Origin of the sequence: Bradyrhizobium genosp. A, assembly GCF_049949275.1 — a bacterium.
Taxonomy (GTDB): Bacteria; Pseudomonadota; Alphaproteobacteria; order Rhizobiales; family Xanthobacteraceae; genus Bradyrhizobium.
Map to the genome: position 1 here is coordinate 8,239,006 of NZ_CP188196.1, position 20,557 is coordinate 8,259,562.

The following is a 20,557-nucleotide window of genomic DNA, read 5'->3' on the forward strand; positions in this document are numbered from 1 at the left end:
CGCGTCGGCTATCGTCCGGTCAAACAGGCCACAAATGGCCCAAAAGACTAACGTCCAGGGAGGACCGAGGATGCGGAGCGTGTGGGCGCTCGCTGCGACGGCGGCGCTATCTTTGCTGGCGTTTTCGACCACGACATCGGCCGGAGAGCCCAAGCAGGGCGGGATCCTGCGGATGTATCACCGCGACAGCCCGGCGAACGCGTCGATCCTCGAGGGAGCAACTTACTCGGTCAACGTGCCCTTCATGGGGGTGTTCAACAATCTCGTCATCTATGATCAGCACATCGCGCAGAACAGTCCTGATACCCTCAGGCCTGAGCTGGCCGAAAGTTGGTCGTCGAGCAGCGACAACAAGAAATTGACGTTCAAACTCCGCCAGGGCGTCAAATGGCATGACGGCAAGCCGTTCACGTCGGCCGACGTAAAGTGCACGTTCGACCTGCTGATGGGCAAATCGCAGCAGAAGCTGCGGCAGAATCCGCGCAAGACCTGGTACAGCGAGGTCAACGACGTCACGCCCAACGGCGATTTCGAGGTTTCCTTCGACCTGAAGCGGCCGCAGCCCTCGCTGCTGGCGATGCTCGCTTCCGGCTATACGCCGATCTATCCCTGTCACGTCTCTCCGGCGGACATGCGCACCCGTCCGATCGGGACCGGCCCGTTCAAATTCGTCGAGTTCAAGGCCAATGAGTCGATCAAGCTGACCCGCAATCCTGACTATTGGCGGAAGGGGCAGCCCTATCTCGACGGCATCGAGTACACGATCATCACGAACCGCTCGACCGCGATCCTCGCCTTTGTCGCCGGAAAGTTCGACATGACCTTTCCGACGCACATCACCATCCCGCTCCTGAAGGACATCAAATCGCAGGCGCCGAACGCGGTCTGCGTCGTCGAGCCGACCAACGTCTCGACCAATATCATTGTCAATTCGGCCTCCCCGCCGTTCGACAACATCGATATCCGCCGGGCGATGGCAATGGCGCTCGACCGCAAGGCCTTCGTCGACATCCTGTTCGAAGGCCAGGCCGACATCGGCGGCACCATGCTGCCGCCGCCGCAGGGCATCTGGGGCATGCCCAAGGACAAGCTTGAGACCATTCCGGGCTACGGCCCGGACGTGAACGCAAACCGGGAGGCAGCGAAGAAGCTGATGCAGAAGGCGGGCTACGGCCCCGACAAGCATCTCGCGGTGAAGGTTTCGACGCGCAATCTCGCGGAATATCGCGATCCCGCGGTGATCCTGATCGACCAGCTCAAGAGCATCTATATCGACGGCGAGCTCGACGTCGTGGAGACCGCGAATTGGTTCCCGAAGGTCGCGCGCAAGGACTACATGCTCGGTCTCAATTTGACCGGCAATTCCGTCGACGATCCCGACCAGTCTTTCTACGAGAACTATTCCTGCGGCTCCGAGCGCAACTACACCAACTACTGCAACAAGGAGATCGAGAAGCTGTTCGACGTACAGTCACAGGAGATCGACACCAACAAGCGCAAGCAACTGGTCTGGGACATCGACAAGAAGCTGCAGGAGGATGTCGCCCGTCCGATCATTTTCCATGCGCGGGCCGGCACCTGCTGGCAGCCCTATGTCAAGGGGATCACGATCATGTCGAACAGCTCCTATAACGGCTTTCGCTACGAGGACGTGTGGCTCGACAAGTAGCATGCCGGGTTGACGAGATTTTTTTGAGCATGATCTTGTCGGAAAAACCGCCCCGCACTTTTCCGGATCATGCTCTAGCGGCTCGCGGAGCGCGAAAGATGTTTGCCTATCTGGTGCGACGCCTGTTCTTGATGCTCGTGACCCTGTTCGGGATCTCGGTCGTCATCTTCTTCCTGTTGCGCATCGTGCCCGGCAATATCGTCGACATCCTGTTCGCAGCGGCTGGCTACGTCGATCCCGCCGACAAGGTCGATCTCGAGAAGCAGCTCGGCATCGATCAGCCGCTGGTGATGCAATATCTGCACTGGATCAGCGGCCTTCTGCAAGGCGATCTCGGTTACTCCTACGTCTCGGAGAAGCCGGCGCTTCAGGAGATCCTGCCGCGGATTCCGATCACCGCGCGGCTCGCTGGCCTCGCGCTGCTGTTCTCGGCGTCGATTGGCATTCCGCTTGGCGTCATCAGCGCGGTCAAACAGGGCACGCGGCTCGATTACGCGCTGCGCGTGGTGAGCCTGAGCGGATTGTCGCTGCCGTCGTTCTGGCTCGGCCTGCTGATCCTCACCGCGTCGGTTGCGATGTTCGGCCAGATACCGATCTTCAATCCCAATCCGGCCACGTGGCTCGAGGCCTTCGCGACTTACGCCGTGCCGGCCGCCGCCGTCGGCTTCCGCAGCGCGGCGCTGACCATGCGCATCACGCGCTCGTCCATGCTGGAGGTGCTGCGGCAGGACTATATCCGCACCGCGCGCGCCAAGGGCGCCTCCGATGCCGCCGTGAACTATCATCACGCGCTGAAGAACGCGATTCTGCCCGTCATCACCGTGATCGGCATCGAGGCGGCGTTCCTGATCGGCGGTCTGATCGTCACCGAGACCGTGTTCAACATCCCCGGCGTCGCACGCTTCCTGGTCGAGGCGATCCGCTGGCGCGATTATCCGATCGTGCAGAACCTCGTGATGCTGATCGCCGTCGTGGTGGTGAGCGCGAATTTCATCGTCGACATGCTCTACGCCGTGTTCGATCCACGCATCCGGTATACGGACTAGGAGAGGCGCTTGGCCGCAATCGACTATGACGATGAACTGAGGCGGGCCGGCGCGCATGCCAGCGGCGGCTGGCGGCGCGTGCTGTTCCTGGCGCAGCGGCACGTGCTGGGTGCGGCCGGTCTCGCCATCATGACGCTGTTCGTGCTGACGGCGATTTTTGCCGACTTCATCGCGCGCTATGACCCGCTGACCGTCGATTCCGCCCATGCGCTGATGCGTCCGAGCCTGGCGCACTGGATGGGCACGGACTCGTTCGGCCGCGACGTGTTCAGCCGCATCATCCATGGCGCGCGGATCTCGCTCGCGGTCGGGATTGGCTCGACCGCGCTCGGCGGCTCGATCGGCGTCATCGTCGGCCTCACCTCCGGCTATCTCTCCGGCTGGGTCGATCTCGTGTTCCAGCGCGTCTCCGACATCTTGCAGGCGCTGCCGCTGCTGGTCCTGGCCCTGATCATGACGGCGGCACTCGGCCCATCCCTGCCGAATGTCATCCTTGCGATTGCCATTCCGCTGATCCCGACCGTCTCGCGTGTCACCCGCGCCAACACGCTGGCGCTGCGCGAGCAGCCGTTCGTGGAAGCGGCGAAATCGATCGGCATGAGCGAGGTCCGCGTCGCGCTCCGCCATGTGCTGCCGAACACGCTGGCGCCGCTGATCGTGCTCGCCACGGCCCAGCTCGGCTCGACCATCCTCACCGAAGCTTCGCTCTCCTTCCTCGGTCTCGGCATTCCCGAGCCTTATCCGTCGTGGGGCCGTATGCTTTCCGAGTCCGCCGCCGAATATGTCCGCACCGCGCCATGGCTGGTGATCTTCCCGGGTATCGCGATCAGCCTCGCCGTGTTCGGCGCAAACTTGTTCGGTGACGCCTTGCGCGACATCCTCGATCCCCGGCAGCGCGGCTGATGGCTGACACCTCCGATCTCGTGCTCGAAGTGAAGAACCTGAAGACGGTGTTCTTCACCAACTCCGGCCTGTTCAAGGCGGTCGACGACGTCTCCTTCACTGTGAGTCGCGGCGAGACACTGGCGATCGTCGGCGAATCCGGTTGCGGCAAGAGCGTTACCGCGCTGTCGCTGATGCGGCTGGTGCCCGATCCGCCGGGTCGTATCGTCGGCGGCACCGTCACGCTCGAAGGTACCGAGCTGCTCGCGCTCAACGAAGCGGAGATGCGCAAGATCCGGGGCAATCGCATCTCCATGATCTTCCAGGAGCCGATGACCTCGCTCAATCCGGTGATGCGGATCGGCGACCAGATCGTCGAGGCGGTGCGGCTGCACCGGAACCTGTCGACAAAGGAGGCCCGGGATATCGCCGTCGAGATGCTGCGGCTGGTGCGCATCCCCGAGCCGGCGCGGCGTGCGCGCGAATATCCGCACCAGCTCTCCGGCGGCATGCGCCAGCGCGCGATGATCGCGATGGCGCTGGCGTGCCGTCCGGCGCTGCTGATTGCGGACGAGCCGACTACCGCGCTCGACGTCACCATCCAGGCGCAGATCCTGGCGCTGATCCTCGATCTCCAGAAGGAGCTCGGCACCGGCCTGGTGCTGATCACGCACGATCTCGGCGTCGTCGCGCAGACCGCGCAGCGCGTCATCGTGATGTATGCGGGACGGAAGGTCGAGGAAGCCAGCGTCGAGGCGTTGTTCGCCGCACCAAAGCATCCCTATACGCGCGGGCTGATGGCCTCGATTCCGGCCGTGCCCACATCCGGCGCCGCGGCCCAGGAGCGGCTGAACGAAATTCCCGGCACGGTGCCGTCGCTGGTGCGGTTGCCGAAAGGCTGTGCCTTCGCGCCGCGCTGCAAGCTCGCGATCAAGCACTGCGAAGCCGAATATCCGCCGCTGACCGACTGGGGCGGCGGCCATCTCGCCGCCTGCTGGCGCGCGGGTGAAGTGGCGGAGGTGGCATGACCGAGGCACTGCTCGAAGTCACCGACCTCAAGAAGCATTATCCGGTGCGCGCCGGCGTGCTGCGCCGGCAGGTCGGCACCGTGCATTCGGTCGACGGCGTCTCGTTCTCGCTTGGCGCGGGCGAGACGCTCGGCCTTGTCGGCGAATCCGGCTGCGGCAAGTCGACGGTGGCACGCAGCGTGCTGCGGCTGGTCGAGCCGACCTCGGGCCGGATCCGCCTCGACGGTGAGGACATCACGCATCTGTCCAAGGCGGCGCTGCGCCGGCACCGCCGCTCGATGCAGATCGTGTTCCAGGATCCGTTTGCTTCGCTCAATCCGCGCATGACTGCGGGCGATATCGTCGGCGAGCCGCTGGCGGTGCACGGTCTCGCAACCGGCAAGGCGCTGGAGGTGCGTGTCGCAAAACTGTTCGAGCAGGTCGGCTTGCGGCCCGACCAGATGCGCAATTTTCCGCATCAGTTCTCCGGCGGCCAGCGCCAGCGCATCTGCATCGCGCGGGCGCTCGCGCTGGAGCCGCGCCTGATCGTCTGCGACGAGCCGGTCTCCGCGCTTGATGTCTCGATCCAGGCGCAGGTGATCAACCTGCTGATCGACCTGCAAAAGCAGCACGGTTTTTCCTATCTCTTCATCGCGCACGACCTCGCCGTGGTCGCCCATATCAGCCACCGCGTCGCCGTGATGTATCTCGGCCGCATCGTCGAGCTCGCCGACAAGGACGAGCTATTTCGAAACCCGCGCCATCCCTACACGCAGGCCCTGCTCGCCTCAGTGCCGGTCGCCAACCCGCTCGCGAAAAGGCTCGCGCCGCTGGTGGACGGCGACGTGCCGAGCCCGGTCAATCCGCCGCCCGGCTGCGCGTTTCACACGCGCTGCCGGTTTGCGATGGAGCGGTGCAAGACGGAGCGGCCAGTGCTGATGGATGCAGGCGACGGGCACCAGGTGGCGTGCCTGCTCAACGAGGGGACGGGGCGGGGCCAGTAGAATTGTAAGGGTGGGTTAGCGAAGCGTAACCCACCAAGGTCTGCTTCACGGGAGAGAGAAGTGGTGGGTTACGCTTCGCTAACCCACCCTACGAATGCGGTGTTTGCAGCACTACCCCGCCCCGATCTCCGCCACGATCCTGCCCGTCGTGACCTGCTCGCCCTCGGCGACGTCGATCGCCGAAACCACGCCGTCGATGCCGGCCTTGTGGACGTGCTCCATCTTCATCGCCTCCAGCGTCATCACTGGCTGGCCGGCGGTGACGCGGTCGCCCGGCTTGACCAAAACAGCGACGACGCGGCCATTCATGGCAGCGCGGACTTTGCCGTCGCCGCCATTCGCTGCGGCGGCGTTCGGCGCGGCCAGCGTGAGATCATTCACCGCGATCGGGATGCCGCGATGCTGGAGGTAGAGCCGATCGCCGTCGCGCAGGAATTTTGCGCTGTCCATCACGCCGTCGTGGCGGAAGCGGATGGCGTCGGGATCGAGTTGCTCGATCTCGAACTTGTCCAGGCGACCGTCGGTGGCGACGGTGTAGCTGCCATCGCGCTCACGCGTGATTTCGAGCTCATGCGCGTGACCTGCGATCTCGATCTTCGCCGGCAAGGGGAATGTTGCCGACAGGCTCCGGCCACCCCGCCATGACGGCGCGCGCGGATTCGAGACGTAGAGTAACAGGCCAGCCAGCGCCGTATCGAACGCAGCATCCGCGCGCGGCACCAGCAGCTCGTCGCGATACGCGCCGATGAAGGCCGTCGTCGCCTCACCCCTGGCAAAGCCGGGATGACGCAAGCACGACATCAGGAACGCCTGGTTGGTCGTCACGCCAAGCGCCGTGAGCTGCTCCAGTCCGACGATCAGCCGCCCCCTCGCCTCCTCGCGCGTGGCGCCGTGGCTGATCACCTTGGCGATCATCGAATCGTAGAACGGCGGGATTTCCGAGCCCGATTGCAGCGCGTGCTCGACGCGGATGCCATCAGGCACCTGCCAGCGCGCCACGCGGCCGGACTGCGGCATGAAGTCTTGCGCGGCATCTTCCGAGCAGAGCCGCACCTCGATGGCGTGGCCCGAGAAGCGGATGTCCTGCTGCTTCACCGGCAATGGCTCGCCACGCGCCACGCGCAATTGCAGCTCGACGAGATCGAGCCCGGTGATCGCCTCGGTGACGGGATGCTCGACCTGGAGGCGTGTGTTCATCTCCATGAAGTAGAACTCGCCGCTGGCGTCGAGCAGGAATTCCAGCGTGCCGGCGCCCTCGTAGCGCAGCGCCTTCACGGCCGCGACCGCGACCTCGCCCATTTTTGCGCGCAGCTCCGGCGTCACCGCGGGCGATGGCGCCTCCTCGATCAGCTTCTGGTGCCGCCGCTGTACCGAGCAGTCGCGCTCACCGAGATGGATGGCATTGCCATGGCTGTCACCGAACACCTGGATCTCGATGTGCCGGGGGTTCTGAATGGCGCGTTCGAGAATGACGGTGGGATCGCCGAACGCCGCTTTCGCCTCCGACCGCGCGCTGCGCAGGGCATCGGCGAAGGATGCGGCGTCGGTCACGAGCCGCATGCCGCGGCCGCCACCACCGGCGACCGCCTTGATCATCACGGGGAAGCCGATCTTTTTGGCTTCCGCAAGCATAACCTCGTCACCCTGGTCGGCGCCCTGATAGCCAGGCACGCAGGGCACGCCGGCCTTTTTCATGATCTCCTTGGCGCCGGCCTTGTTGCCCATGGCCTCGATCGCCTGCGGTGACGGGCCGATAAAGACGAGGCCGGCATCCTTGCACGCCTGCGCAAAATCTTCGTTCTCGGCAAGGAAGCCGTAGCCGGGATGCACCGCGTCCGCGCCGCTCGCCTTCGCCGCCGCGATGATCGCGGGAATGTTGAGATAGGACTGCGCCGGCAAGGCTTCGCCGATTCGCACCGCCTGATCGGCTTGCCGCACGTGGAGCGCATCGCGATCGGCATCCGAATAGACAGCAACGACGCTTAAGCCCAGCTGCCGCGCGCTGCGCATCACGCGCAGCGCAATCTCGCCACGATTGGCGACCAGGAGTTTGAAGAACGGCCGGTGCTGCACTGATCCGTTCCTCATGGGCGGGCCACCGAGAATTGCATGCGCTGGGGTGTGCGCGAATCGCCCTCGCGGCAGATCGCCAGCACCTCGGACAGCACCGCGCGGGTATCGCGCGGATCGATCACGCCGTCGTCGAGCACGCGCGCGCTGGTCGAGAACACGTCCATCTGGCCGTCGAACACGCCGATGATCTCAGCCTTCATCGCATCGAGCTTGTCCTTCTCGATCGGCTTGCCGCGGCGTGCGGCGGCGGCTTCCGTCACGATCGCCATGGTCTCGGCGGCCTGCTCGCCGCCCATCACGGCGGTTTTGGCGTTGGGCCACGAGAAGCAGAACCGCGGATGGAATCCGCGCCCGCACATGCCGTAATTGCCGGCGCCGAAGGAGGCGCCGCAATAGATGGTAATCTGCGGCACCGTCGCCGATGTCACCGCCTGGATCATCTTCGAGCCGTGCTTGATCATGCCGGCTTCTTCGTAGGCTTTGCCGACCATGTAGCCGGTGGTGTTGTTGAGATAGAGGATCGGCGTGCGGGTCTGGCAGCAGGCCTGGATGAAGTGCGTCGCCTTGTTGGCGCCGGCGGGATCGAGCGGACCGTTGTTGGTGATGATGCCGATCGCCTGGCCCTCGATGCGGGCATGGCCGCAGACAGTGGCGGGGCCGTAGTTCGACGCCATCTCGGTGAAATCGGAATCGTCGACGATGCGCGCGATCACCTGCTTCATGTCGACTGGACGCTTGTGATCCATCGGCATGATGCTGAGCAGCTCGTCCTGGTCGTAGCGCGGCGGCTTGAATTGCGGAGCCGCCCGGCCCGGCCGCTCCCACTCCAGCGCCGCCATGATCTCGCGTGCGATGCGCAGGGCATCGCGATCGTCCTCGGCGAGATAGTCGCCGAGACCGGAGATTTGCGTGTGCATCTCGGCGCCGCCAAGCTCTTCCTCGGTCGCGATCTCGCCGGTCGCGGCTTTCAGCAGCGGCGGCCCCGCAAGGAAGGCGCGGGTGCGGCCGCGCACCATGACGATGTAGTCGGAGAGGCCGGTCTGGTAGGCACCGCCCGCAGTAGACGAGCCGTGCGTGACGGTGACAACAGGCAAACCTGCTGCCGAGAGCCGCGCGAGATTGCGAAAGATGTTGCCGCCGCGGACAAAGTCCTCGACGCGATAACGCAGCAGATTGGCGCCGGCGCTCTCGACGAGCTGCACGTAAGGCAGCTTGTTCTCCAGCGCGAGCTCCTGCACCCGCAGCGTCTTGTCGAGGCCGTAGGGCTGCAGCGCGCCGGCGTCGATGCCGGCATCACTGGCGCTGACCATGCAACGAATGCCGGAGACGAAGCCGATGCCGGCGATGACGCCGCCGCCTGGCACGCTCTTGTTTGCATCCGGCACGTCGAACATGTAGCCGGCGAGCGTTGACAGCTCGATGAAGGGCGCGCCGGGATCGAGCACCAGTGCGACGCGCTCACGCGGCAGCAGCTGGCCGCGCTTGTGGAAGCGATCCTTTGCCGCGGCAGATGCCGCACGCGTGCGCTCTTCCAGCGCGCGCATGCGGTCGATCAGGCCGAGCATGCCGTCCCGGTTGGCGTTGTAGGCGGCGCTGCCGGGGGAGATGGTGTTTACGAGAATGGACATCATTCTTTCCCAGTCGTCATTCCGGGGCGCGACGCAGTCGCGAGCCCGGAATCCATACTCCCGATTGTGGTTATGGATTCCGGGCCTGGCCCTTCGGGCCATCCCGGAATGACGGAGTGTGGCTTATCGATTCGTCCCAAAGATCTTCCGCGCCTCGGCGGGGCTTGCGATCTCGCGGCCGGCACGGCGGGCGCAGGCGGCGATGGCCTCGATCAGCTGGCCGTTCGACGTCACCTTCCTGCCGTCGGCGAGATAGAATGTATCCTCCAGGCCAGTGCGCAGATGACCGCCGAGCTCGGCGCAGCGCTGGTGCAGCGGCCAGATCTCCTCGCGGCCGATGGCGGTGACCTGAAACTGCGCTTCGGGGCGCTTCAGCTTGATCAGGATCGGCAGCAATTCAGGATCCGACGGCATGCCGGAGGCGACGCCCATGACGAAATTGTATTCAAGCGGGCCCTTGTACATACCGACCTGGTGATACATGCCGACGCAGCGGACGATCCCGACGTCGAAACATTCGAACTCGGGGATGGCGCCGACCGCGATCATGACGTCGAGATAGTCCTTCACCTTCTCGACCGCGTTGTCGAACATCATCGGCGGCCAGGCCCAGGTGTTGTCAGCTTTCACCTTCAGATAGTTCAGCGAGCCGGCGTTGCAGGCGGCGATCTCCGGCCTGGTCTCGCGGATGCAGTCGAGTGCGCCGCTGTAATTCGGCCCTGACACGCCAGAGGTATGGTTGATGATGACGCCAGGACAGGCTTCGCGGATCGCCTGCTGGATCTCCTTGCTGACCGCAACTTCCCAGGACGGCAGGTGCCCCTTGTCCGGCGCCTGCTGGCGCAGATGGATGTGCATGACGGAGGCGCCCGCATCGAACGCAGCCTTGGCCTCGCGCGCCATCTGCTCGGGCGTAACCGGCACATTGTGCTGCTTCGGGTCGGTGAGCACGCCGTTCAGCGCGCAGGTGATGACGGCCTTGTCGCTCATACCACTCATGTCTCGCACGTTGAGAATTCAACGCCTGCGATCATGTGATGCGCGGCATGCGGCTTCTTGCGCGGAGAAGCTAGTTAAAGACAAGCTCTCGTAGGGTGGGCAAAGGCGCTTTGCGCCGTGCCCACCACGTCTCGATACTTGGCGAAGATGGTGGGCACGCTTCGCTTTGCCAACCCTACGAGAGCGGCGCTAACTCGCTTCGGCCAGCCTCACCGTCTCGGTGCTGCGATAGATCGCGAGATCCCGCGAGCCGACGAAGATCGCACGCGGCTTCAATCCGTAAAAGCGGCGGATCGAATGACTGAAATGCGTGCTATCGGGATAGCCGATGTCCTGAGCGAGATGGGCGAGGTTGAGGTCCTGGTTGGCGAAGTGCAGCAGATGCCGCGCGCGCTTCCAGGCACGGAAGGAGCGGAAGGAGATGCCGGTCTCTTCCTTGAACAGATGCAGGAAGCGCGAGGCGGAGAGACCAGCTTCGGCCGCACAGGTGTCTGCGGTGACGGGCTCGCCCGAAAAACGCTCGATGCGCGCGACGGCGCGCGTCACGCGCGGGTCGAGCACGCGGCGCGGCAGCGCCTCGCCAAAACACATCTCGTCGAACTCGGCGGTGGTGATGTCGTTATAGCGGCGCTGGCGCAGCAGCGTGTAGGCCGCGAGGATTTTTCGGGCATAGACGGCCCGATCAGGTCCCATCAACCGCTGGGCCAAGGCCTCGATCACGCCGTCAGGCATGCTTTCCGGCTCGAGCGTGACGCTGATTGCGGTGCGGTAGTCGCTGGCAATGGAATGCCGCTGGTTCGGCAGGGTAACGAACAGTTCGGCGGTGGCGAGGACATCGTCGATGGTCAGATGCAGGTTGCCTTTCACGGCGACATAGACGTGACAGCAACCTGGGGTCCGCTTGCGGGGCCTGCCGAGCAAGCCGGCATAGAAGACCCGCTCCGGCGTGATCAGCATCAGATGGTCGGATTCGCGACCCTTGTCTTCCATTGGGTATCCTCCTCGCGCGGCTCTCTGGCCGCTGCGGACGGAGGTCACCTTAGCGGAAATTGGGGCGCTGTCACGACGCGATAGCGCTGTCATGGAGCGCAAAAGATTACCATTCCGGGCCGACAATCAGTCTTCCCGGAACCGCGATGAGACCGTAGCCCCAACCTGCAGAGGGCTTACGCCCTCACGCGCGGCGGAACATTCTGCTCGGCGCCGGCCTTCTGCTCCGCCGCAACCGCGCGCCTGAAACCGTCGCGCTGCTGCAAGCGCGCCCAATAGGCTGCGACATTCGGCCCAAAATCCTTGGCGAGACCGATATTGCTGGCGAGCCGGAGCGCGTAACCAATGACAATGTCAGCGGCGGTGAAACGGCCGGCGCACAGGGTTTCGGCATTCGCGGTCGCTGCCTCGACGGCGCGCAGTCGCCCCAGAAACCACTTCGCATAATCGGTGGCGACCTGCGGATTGCGGCGCTCCTCCGGCTCGAGCTGGGTGTAGCGGAGCACCAGCGTCTGCGGGAAGGTTAACGTCGCGTCGCTGAAATACATCCAATTCAGGAAGGCGCCATAGGCGGGATCCTCGGGGCCGACCATCAGCGGCGTCGGGCCATATTTGACGCCGAGATAGTGGCAGATGCCGGAGGACTCCGTCATCTTAGTCTCGCCGTCGACCATGAAGGGAATCGTCCCCAGCGGATTGAGCGCGAGATATTCCTTGGCAAAGACCCGCGGCGGGAACGGCAACATCTTCAGCTCATACGGCAGCCCCATCTCCTCCAGCATCCAGAGCGGACGGAACGAGCGCGCGGCGTCGCAGTGATAGAGCGTGATCATCAGGACTTCCCTTTAGAACATGATCCGGAACGACGGATCTCGTCGTGGTCGGCGGTGAACAGCATTTTTCCCCTCGTCACAACCCCATCTGCCTTGACGCCAGATCCTTCATGATCTCCTCGGTGCCGCCGCCGATGGCATTGACCTTGACCTCGCGGTAGATGCGCTCGGCCTTGATGCCACGCATGAAGCCGGCGCCGCCAAAAATCTGCACGGCTTCCGAGGCGCAGAACGCCATGGTCTGCGTCGCCTGGTTCTTCATCATGCAGATTTCGGCGACCGGGCTCTCGCCCTGCTCCAGCCGCCAGGCCAGCATCTCCAGCATCGCTTGCGACGCTGCGACCTTCTGCGCCATGTCGACGATCTTGTGGCGGATCACCTGGTGCTGGGCGAGCGGCTTGCCAAACGTCTTGCGTTCCTTGGCATAAGCGACCGCCTCATCGAGGCAGACGCGGGCGAAGGCGGTGCAGCCGGCCGCCATGCCCATGCGCTCGCTGTTGAAATTCTGCATGATGATCTTGAATCCCTGGCCCTCCTCGCCGATCAGGTTTTCGGCCGGCACGCGGCAATCGTCGAAATGCAGCGTCGCGGTGTCGGAGGCCCACCAGCCCATCTTCTTCAGCTCGGTGCGCGACAGGCCGGGCGTATCGCCCTCGATCAGGAGCAGGCTGACGCCGCCGGCGCCCTCGCCGCCGGTACGCACCGCAACGGTCAGATAATCGGCGCGCACGCCCGAGGTGATGAAGGTCTTCTCGCCGCTCACGACGTAGTGATCGCCGTCGCGCCGCGCCCGGGTGCGGAGGTTTGCGACGTCTGAACCGCCGCCGGGCTCGGTGATGGCGAGCGCAGAGATCTTCTCGCCGGCCAGCACCTGCGGCAGCACGCGCGCCTTGACCTCCGGCAGCGCGGCGCGGGCGATCGGCGGCGAGCCGATGGTGTGGCTCATCAGGCTGGCGCTGACGCCGCCGGCACCTGCCCGCGCCAGCTCCTGGCTGGCCACGATCTTCATGAACTGGTCGGCGGCGATCCCGCCATATTCCTCGGGAAATCCCAGCCCCAACAGGCCGATCTCGGCCGCCTTGCGATAGAGCGCGCGGGGAAATTCGCCGGCCTCGTCCCATTCATGGGCGAACGGTGCGATCTCCTTGTCGACGAAGCGGCGCATCACGTCGCGAAATGCTTCGTGCTCGGCAGTATAGAATGGGCTCTTCATTGCATTCGCGCCTTCGACGACTCTCTTCTTCCACCATGGCCGGAACATTGGCGGCTCACTTGCGCCGAGTGGCTGGGTGAGGGATGGCACCTCGCCGGTCGTGGCCTAGCAACTCAACGCAAGACGATTTTCACCCCTCGCAGGCCAACTCCAAATCAAAAAAGGACTGCTGCACAAAACTCCGGCTGGCCTCCCAGGGCCACGCCGGGCATGGTGCACGGCAATAAAAGGCAGGCGGTAGAAGACCGCCGAGGGAGGGATTGTTGGCCGTTCGTTACTACGACTGGATCGCGCATCATGCGCGCCGCTCGCCTGGCAAGGTTGCGGCCATCGACCTCGCGAGCGAGCGCCGCTTCACTTATCGGCAGCTCGACGCCCGCGTCTCGCGCCTTGCCTCGTTCTTTCGCCAAACACTGAAAGTCTCGCGCGGCGACCGGGTCGCGGTGCTGGCGCTGAACACGACCGATACGCTGGAGGTGCAGTTCGCCTGCGGACGGCTAGGTGCCGTCTTCGTGCCGCTGAACACCCGCCTCACCGTTCCCGAGCTTCAGTTCATCACCGGCGATTGCGCGCCGAAGGTGATGATCCATGACACCGATCTGGCCGAGACCGCGCTCGCCGTCGCAAAGCTCTGCAACGTCGCGACCAGCCTGCTGCTCGGTCCCGGCGGCGCCTATGAGGCCGGCATTGCAGGCGCCAAGCCGCTGGAGCGCGCCGAAGAGGTCACGCTCGATGATGTCTCGACCATCATGTACACGTCGGGCACGACGGGACACCCGAAGGGCGCGACCATCACGCATGGCATGACCTTCTGGAATTGCGTCAATCTCGGCGGCCCGGCCTGCATCGGACCGTCCTCTGTGCTGCTCACCGTGCTGCCGCTGTTCCACACCGGCGGGCTCAACTGCTACACCAATCCCGTGCTGCATGCCGGCGGCACCGTGATGATCATGCGCGCGTTCGATCCCGGCACCGCGCTCGGCCTGATCAACGATCCCGCCCAGGGCATCAACGTGTTCTTCGGCGTGCCCGCGATCTACCAATTCATGGCGCAGCATCCGGCCTTCACGACTTCAGATCTTTCCCGGTTGATCGTCTGTGGTGTCGGCGGCGCACCGATGCCGGTGCCGCTGCTCAAGGTGTGGGAGGCGCGCGGCGTCGCGCTTCAGCAGGGCTACGGCATGACCGAGACGTCGCCCGCCGTGCTGGTGCTCGATCGCGAGGATGCGGCACGCAAGGCCGGCTCCGCCGGCAAGCCGGTGCTGCACACGGAGGTGCGCATCGTCCGCCCCGACGGGAGCGATGCCGATGTCGGCGAGCTCGGTGAGCTCTGGGTCAAGGGACCGAACATCACGCCGGGCTATTGGAACAGGCCGGAGGCGAACAAATCCGCTTTCACCGACGGCTGGCTTCACACGGGCGATGCGACGCGCGTCGACGACGAAGGCTTCTATTACATCGTCGACCGCTGGAAGGACATGTACATCTCCGGCGGCGAGAACGTCTATCCGGCCGAGGTCGAGAGCGTCCTGCACCAGCTTAACGCCATCGTGGAAGCCGCGGTGATCGGCATTCCCGATCCGCAATGGGGCGAGGTCGGCCTTGCCATCGTCGCGGTCAAGCCGGGACAAAGGCTGACCGAGGCCGACGTCCTTGCGCATTGCGCGGCGAATCTCGCGCGCTTCAAATGTCCGCGCCAGATCCGCTTCGTCGATGCGCTGCCGCGCAACGCCACCGGAAAAATCCACAAGCCGACCCTGCGCAAGGAATTTTCGGTGACTTCAGAAGTCGACAAGAAAGTCGCCAACGCCTGATCAAAGCGCCCCTCTCGCGGGCGCTTTTTGCTTTTCTGACGTGCCTGCTCCCACCCAGAAGAACCGCAAGGAATTTTCATGAACAAGAAACTCTCCCTGCTTACCGCAGCAACCGCGTTGTCGCTGCTCACGATCCAGGGCGCCTCCGCCCAGAAGGCGTACGACACCGGCGTCACCGACACCGAGATCAAGATCGGCAATGTCGAGGCCTATTCGGGACCCGCTTCCGCCTACGGCGTCATCGGCAAGACCGAGGAAGCCTATTTCAAGATGATCAACGACCAGGGCGGCATCAACGGCCGCAAGATCAACTGGATCTCCTATGACGACGGCTACTCGCCGCCGAAGACGGTGGAGCAGATCCGCAAGCTGATCGAAAGCGACGAGGTCTTCCTGGTGTTCAACGCGCTGGGTACGCCGACCCAGACCGCCGTGCAGAAATATCACAACTCCAAGAAGGTGCCGCAGCTCTTCCTCGCCACCGGCGCCAGCAAGTGGAACGATCCGCACAACTTCCCCTGGACCATGGGCTTCCAGCCGAGCTACCGGGTCGAGGCGCGGATCTTCGCAAAATACATCCTGAAGGAGAAGCCGGACGCGAAGGTTGCGATCTTCTATGCCAACGACGATTTCGGCAAAGACTACCTTGCCGGCATCAAGGACGTGTTCGGCGACAAGGCATCGAAGCTGATCGTGGCCGAAGAGAGCTACGAGACATCGGAGCCCTCGATCGACGCCCATATCGTCAAGCTCAAGGACACCGGCGCCGACGTCTTCGTGAACATTGCGACCCCGAAATTCGCGGCGCAGGCCATCAAGAAGATCGCCGAGCTCGGCTGGAAGCCGATGCATCTGATGACCGACGTCTCGGTCTCGATCGGTGCGGTGATGAAGCCCGCCGGCTTCGAGGCCTCCGAAGGCGTGCTCTCGGCCGGCTACCTCAAGGATGCCTCGGATCCGCAGTGGAAAGACGATGCCGGCATGAAGAAGTTCATGGCCTTCATCGAAAAGTACATGCCGGGTGCCAACATTTCGGACGCCAATCTGGTCTACGGCTATGCCGCGGCGCAGACCATGGTTCAGGTGCTGAAGCAGGCGGGCGATAATCTCACCCGCGAGAACGTGATGAAGCAGGCCGCCAGCCTGAAGGACTTCACTCCCGACACGCTGATCCCGGGGATCACGATCAACACCTCGGCCACCGACTTCGCGCCGATCGAGCAGCTCAAGATGTGGCGCTTCAAAGGCGGCCAGTGGGAACTGTTCGGCCCCATCATCAGCGCCGAGCCGAGCGGCTAGCTTCGACGAGAGATTGCCGACACATGCGAGATAGCGGCCGTAAGGCCGCTATCTTTTTGGGCGCTCGGGCGCAAATTCAGGCAGGCAAAAAGAGCGCAAAAGACTCGTCGACAGTGCGCCGAAGGTGATCTCGATACAGCTTGTAATTCGCGTGGTCGGGTGCGATCCGGCCCACCGCCGGATCGGCGATATTGCGTGACGGAACATAGGCGATCGGCGCCGCGACCGGCGTCAGTTGCGAGCCGGCGCCGGCGCGCAGCGTCGAGATGATGCCATACATCGCACCGGACACGGTTGGCCGCGATACCGTGATCACGCGATGCTGGCCATGCTTGTTGATGACAAGATAGATGAACCCCGACTGATGCGGCACAGCAACTTCACCGGTGTGCTCATAGGCCGCATCGGTCCGCTCGCCCTCGCGGAAGACCAGCGAGGAGACCTTCGGCTCCCAGGCGATCTCGGTGCGATAGGCGAAGATCGCATCCTTGTCGCCAAAGGACGGCCGCAGCGTGATGTAGACGTCCTCGATCCAGGTCACCGCGCGATGCGAATAAGAGCCGAGACTGTCTGGCGCGACATCGTTGCCGGCCGTGGGCGACGGCGCAACCGTGCTCTTGCGCAAGGACACGCCCAAGGCCTGCTCGAGCCGGACCGTGGTTGCCAGCGTGAACGGGCGGCGGCCGCCGAGCGCCTTCTCCAGCGTCGACAGGCTGAGCTTGGCCTGCTCGGCCAGCGCCTGCCGCGAGATCCGGCGTCTTGCGATCTCCTCGCGGATCGTCTCCGCGACCTCGCGGCTTTGCTCGTCCGAAAGCTGCCTGTCAGCGAGCTTGTCTTGCGTCTGCATCGTTAACCCTGCTCCACGGCCGCCAGTCTAGCAGGACGGACAAGTCAGCACAAAACCGGACATCGTCGCCAAAGAGGTGGCCCGGCAAGGCCAGCCGCGGCGGAACATTGCCGATCATTCTGCTCGCGAAATCGCCCCCTCCCGACGGATGCTCGGCAGCGTCAAACACACTTCGGGAGCAGGAAAAATGGACATCTACGACGCGGAAGACAGCGACGAACACCCCTGGCTGGGGAGGCTGATCAAGGTCGGTCTGTTCCTTCTGGCGCAAAGCATTGCCGTCCTCCTGGTCAGTTTCGTGGCCCTGCTGGTGAGCTTCGAGACTTCCTGGTCGGCGACGACCGAGCAGGCAAGCCTGCTCCAGCCCGGCGATGCCAAGTCCGGCAGCCTCCTCCTGAAGGAGGACGGCGCTTACACCGAAGCCATCCGCCTCGGGATCGATGTCGACGTCACCGTGTCAGGCCCGACGCTGCGCACGCGCGTCACGCAGATCTTCCGCAACCCGACCAAGGACTGGGCCGAGGCGACCTATGTCTATCCGTTGGCCGCCGACGGCGCCGTCGACACGCTCAAGATGGTGGTCGGCGACCGCGTCATCGTCGGCGACATCAAGGAGCGTCAGCAGGCACGCGTGATCTACGAGCAGGCGCGCCGCAACGGACAGAAGGCCGCGCTCACCGAGCAGGAACGGCCCAACATCTTCACCAACTCGGTCGCCAATATCGGTCCCGGCGAAACCGTGCTGGTGCAGATCGAATATCAGGAGCCGGTGCACCAAACCGGCAACGAATATTCGCTGCGCGTGCCGCTCGTGGTCGGGCCGCGCTACAATCCGGCGCCGAGCGTTCAGAGCGTCGATTTTCGCAAAGACGGCTCCGGCTGGGGCGCCACCGCATCGAACCCCGTGCCGGATCGCGACCGCATCTCGCCGCCGGTGCTCGATCCCGCCAAGAATCCGCCGATCAATCCGACCAGCATCACGGTGCACCTGAAAGCCGGCTTTGCGCTTGGCGAGGTCAAGAGCCACCATCACAACGTCAAGATCGAGAGCCCGGACGACACGACGCGCGTCGTGACGCTTGCCGGCGGCACCGTGCCCGCCGACCGCGACTTCGAGCTGACCTGGAAGCCGGCCGCCGAAAAGGCGCCGTCGGTCGGCCTGTTCCACGAGCATGTCGGCGATGCCGACTATTTGCTCGCCTTCGTTACACCGCCCGCCGCCGAGCAAACAACGCAGAAGCCGCTGCCGCGCGAAGTGGTGTTCGTGATCGACAATTCCGGCTCAATGGGCGGCACCTCGATCGAGCAAGCCAAGGCGAGCCTGCTCTATGCGCTCGGCCGCCTCCGGCCGAACGACCGCTTCAACGTGATCCGTTTCGACGACACCATGGACGTGCTGTTTCCGACCTCGGTGCCAGCCGATACCGCGCATGTCAGCGAAGCGACGTCATTCGTCAGCGCATTGCAGGCACGTGGCAGCACCGAGATGGTGCCGGCGATGCGCGCGGCACTGACCGACAAGATCGGTGATACCAGCATGGTTCGCCAAATCGTGTTCCTGACCGACGGCGCGATCGGCAACGAGCAGCAATTGTTCGAGACCATCACCGCGATGCGCGGCCGCTCGCGCATCTTCATGGTCGGCATCGGCTCCGCGCCCAACACCTATCTGATGACGCGGGCTTCCGAGCTCGGCCGCGGCGCCTTCACCCATATCGGCTCGGTCGAGCAGGTCGAGGAGCGCATGCGCGGCCTGTTCGCCAAGCTGGAGAACCCTGCCGTGACCGGCCTCACCGCAAAATTTTCCGAGGCCAAAGCCGACGTCACGCCCGCGATCATTCCCGACATCTATCGCGACGAGCCGCTGGTGCTCGCAGCGAAGCTCGACAAGCTCGCGGGATCGCTGGAGATCAAGGGTCGTGTCGGCGATCGCCCGTGGTCGGTGACGCTGCCGCTGCAAAATGCCGCCGAGGGCAAAGGCCTGTCAAAACTCTGGGCCAGGCGCAAGATCGGCGATGCCGAGGTGGCGCGGACGCTCCGCGAGATGACGCCGGAGGACACGGACAAGACGATCCTGGCGCTGGCGCTCGACCATCAGATCGTCACGCGGCTGACCAGCCTGGTCGCGGTCGACAAGACGCCGAGCCGTCCCGAGGGCCAGCCGCTCAAGCTCAGCGAGCTTCCGATCAACCTGCCGGCGGGCTGGGATTTCGCGAAGGTGTTCGGCGAACGGCCGCAGCTGACACCGACACAGTTGCGCGAGCGCCGCGCCGATGCAGGCCAGCCAGCAGCAAGGCGGCCGGCTCCTGTCACGCCCGATGCGATCCGTCTGCCCAAGACCGCGACTTCGGCCGCGCTGAAGATGATCGCAGGCCTGATCATGATCGTTCTCGCCCTGATCCTGTTCGTGTTCAACCGGCGTCAGACCTTGCTCACTGACGCCGCTTGAGAGAGGAGCCCCCCGAACTCCTCTTGCTTGGCGCGCGCGGCTGCCCGTCCCGAAACCAACGGCCGCGCGCGCCTTTTTCTTCCCCGTCATTGCGAGCGCAGCGAAGCAATCCAGACTGCCTCCTCGGAAAGATTCTGGATTGCTTCGCTGCGCTCGCAATGACGATTGTGGAATCAATGCCCCGCTTCATCTCGCCTCTGGTCCTGGCGCTGGTTGGAACGATCCTGTTCGGCGACGGCGCCTACATCCACGCCAAGGCGTGGCTCGCGCAGCTGCTGCTGGAGCGTGCGTTCGACCGGAGCGTTGCGACCGGCCAGCCGGTCAAGCCGTGGTCCTGGGCCGATACCTGGCCGGTGGCCCGGATCGAGGTGAAACGGATCAGCGCCAGCGCCATCGTGCTGGACGGCACGAGCGGCCAAGCGCTCGCTTTTGGACCCGGCCATATCCAGCACACGGCTAACGCGGGCGAACGCGGGATTGGCGTGTATGCCGCCCATCGCGACACGCACTTCCGTTTCCTGCGGAATGTTGTCGTTGGTGACGTCATCGATGTCACCCGCAGCGACGGTCGACATTTTCGCTATCGCGCGGATTCCTCGACCGTGGTCCGTTTCGATGCATCGGGCCTCGACGCCGCGGCAGAGGGTTTCGAGCTTGTTCTGGCGACCTGCTGGCCATTCGACTCCATCACCTCCGGCCCCGAGCGCTACATCCTGCATGCAACATTGATTGGCGCCGACAGATAGATCGCCCATCGGGCCGGCGAGGCGCGCCGATGCGTCATTCATTCCATCACACGGCATG

General features: G+C 64.3%; 16 protein-coding genes. 9 read left to right on the forward strand and 7 right to left on the reverse strand.

The annotated features are described in order from the left end of the window. Nucleotides 1-70 precede the first annotated feature (70 nt). From ACP2YP_RS38620 to ACP2YP_RS38640, 5 genes are all read left to right on the forward strand, one after another. A complete protein-coding gene (locus tag ACP2YP_RS38620; protein ID WP_426421512.1) occupies nucleotides 71-1,669 on the forward strand; it encodes an ABC transporter substrate-binding protein in 1,599 nt (532 codons plus the stop codon). Nucleotides 1,670-1,767: 98 nt separating this feature from the next. Then, nucleotides 1,768-2,715, forward strand: coding sequence for an ABC transporter permease (locus ACP2YP_RS38625; protein ID WP_426421513.1), 948 nt, complete (start codon nucleotides 1,768-1,770; stop codon nucleotides 2,713-2,715). Nucleotides 2,716-2,724: 9 nt separating this feature from the next. Beyond that, entirely contained in the window at nucleotides 2,725-3,618 is an 894-nt protein-coding gene (locus tag ACP2YP_RS38630) for an ABC transporter permease (RefSeq protein ID WP_426421514.1), read from the forward strand. Beyond that, nucleotides 3,618-4,625 (forward strand): ABC transporter ATP-binding protein, encoded by a 1,008-nt coding sequence (locus tag ACP2YP_RS38635; protein WP_426421515.1) that lies wholly within the window; start codon nucleotides 3,618-3,620, stop codon nucleotides 4,623-4,625. Before ACP2YP_RS38630 ends, ACP2YP_RS38635 begins: the two co-directional genes overlap by 1 nt. Further along, nucleotides 4,622-5,608, forward strand: a complete 987-nt coding sequence (locus ACP2YP_RS38640; protein WP_426421516.1) for an ABC transporter ATP-binding protein — start codon at nucleotides 4,622-4,624, stop codon at nucleotides 5,606-5,608. The genes ACP2YP_RS38635 and ACP2YP_RS38640 overlap by 4 nt, the downstream gene beginning before the upstream one ends. Before the next feature lie 111 nt (nucleotides 5,609-5,719). On the opposite strand, the gene ACP2YP_RS38645 is transcribed toward ACP2YP_RS38640, so the two are convergent. The 6 genes from ACP2YP_RS38645 to ACP2YP_RS38670 form a co-directional block, all read right to left on the reverse strand. Further along, a complete protein-coding gene (locus ACP2YP_RS38645; RefSeq protein ID WP_426421517.1) occupies nucleotides 5,720-7,696 on the reverse strand; it encodes an acetyl/propionyl/methylcrotonyl-CoA carboxylase subunit alpha in 1,977 nt (658 codons plus the stop codon). After that, on the reverse strand, nucleotides 7,693-9,309 hold the full coding sequence (locus ACP2YP_RS38650; protein ID WP_426421518.1) for an acyl-CoA carboxylase subunit beta: 1,617 nt from the start codon (nucleotides 9,307-9,309) through the stop codon (nucleotides 7,693-7,695). Before ACP2YP_RS38650 ends, ACP2YP_RS38645 begins: the two co-directional genes overlap by 4 nt. Nucleotides 9,310-9,432: 123 nt before the next feature. After that, a complete protein-coding gene (locus ACP2YP_RS38655) occupies nucleotides 9,433-10,299 on the reverse strand; it encodes a 3-keto-5-aminohexanoate cleavage protein (RefSeq protein WP_426426430.1) in 867 nt (288 codons plus the stop codon). A gap of 198 nt (nucleotides 10,300-10,497) precedes the next feature. Next, complete coding sequence (locus tag ACP2YP_RS38660) at nucleotides 10,498-11,298, reverse strand: helix-turn-helix domain-containing protein (protein ID WP_426421519.1); 801 nt, start codon at nucleotides 11,296-11,298, stop codon at nucleotides 10,498-10,500. Nucleotides 11,299-11,474: 176 nt separating this feature from the next. Next, nucleotides 11,475-12,131 carry a glutathione S-transferase family protein gene (locus ACP2YP_RS38665; RefSeq protein ID WP_426421520.1) on the reverse strand — a complete coding sequence of 219 codons (657 nt, stop codon included), beginning with the start codon at nucleotides 12,129-12,131 and terminating at the stop codon, nucleotides 11,475-11,477. Nucleotides 12,132-12,207: 76 nt separating this feature from the next. Next, nucleotides 12,208-13,344 (reverse strand): acyl-CoA dehydrogenase family protein, encoded by a 1,137-nt coding sequence (locus ACP2YP_RS38670; RefSeq protein WP_426421521.1) that lies wholly within the window; start codon nucleotides 13,342-13,344, stop codon nucleotides 12,208-12,210. A 263-nt stretch (nucleotides 13,345-13,607) separates the two neighbouring features. On the opposite strand from ACP2YP_RS38670, the gene ACP2YP_RS38675 reads away from it, so the two are divergent. Both ACP2YP_RS38675 and ACP2YP_RS38680 read left to right on the forward strand, forming a co-directional pair. Continuing rightward, the gene (locus ACP2YP_RS38675; protein WP_426421522.1) at nucleotides 13,608-15,158 is read left to right on the forward strand and encodes an acyl-CoA synthetase; all 1,551 of its coding nucleotides are present in this window, start codon (nucleotides 13,608-13,610) and stop codon (nucleotides 15,156-15,158) included. Between the two features lie 78 nt (nucleotides 15,159-15,236). Beyond that, nucleotides 15,237-16,457: an ABC transporter substrate-binding protein gene (locus tag ACP2YP_RS38680; protein WP_426421523.1), complete on the forward strand. Its 1,221-nt coding sequence runs from the start codon at nucleotides 15,237-15,239 to the stop codon at nucleotides 16,455-16,457. A gap of 76 nt (nucleotides 16,458-16,533) precedes the next feature. Here ACP2YP_RS38680 and ACP2YP_RS38685 read toward each other — a convergent pair whose 3' ends face one another. Beyond that, nucleotides 16,534-17,304 (reverse strand): helix-turn-helix domain-containing protein, encoded by a 771-nt coding sequence (locus ACP2YP_RS38685; protein WP_426421524.1) that lies wholly within the window; start codon nucleotides 17,302-17,304, stop codon nucleotides 16,534-16,536. A 187-nt stretch (nucleotides 17,305-17,491) separates the two neighbouring features. Between ACP2YP_RS38685 and ACP2YP_RS38690 the strand changes: the two genes are divergently transcribed. Both ACP2YP_RS38690 and ACP2YP_RS38695 read left to right on the forward strand, forming a co-directional pair. Further along, nucleotides 17,492-19,753: a marine proteobacterial sortase target protein gene (locus ACP2YP_RS38690; RefSeq protein WP_426421525.1), complete on the forward strand. Its 2,262-nt coding sequence runs from the start codon at nucleotides 17,492-17,494 to the stop codon at nucleotides 19,751-19,753. A 176-nt stretch (nucleotides 19,754-19,929) separates the two neighbouring features. Beyond that, nucleotides 19,930-20,499, forward strand: coding sequence for a class GN sortase (locus tag ACP2YP_RS38695; protein WP_426421526.1), 570 nt, complete (start codon nucleotides 19,930-19,932; stop codon nucleotides 20,497-20,499). Nucleotides 20,500-20,557: the final 58 nt, after the last annotated feature.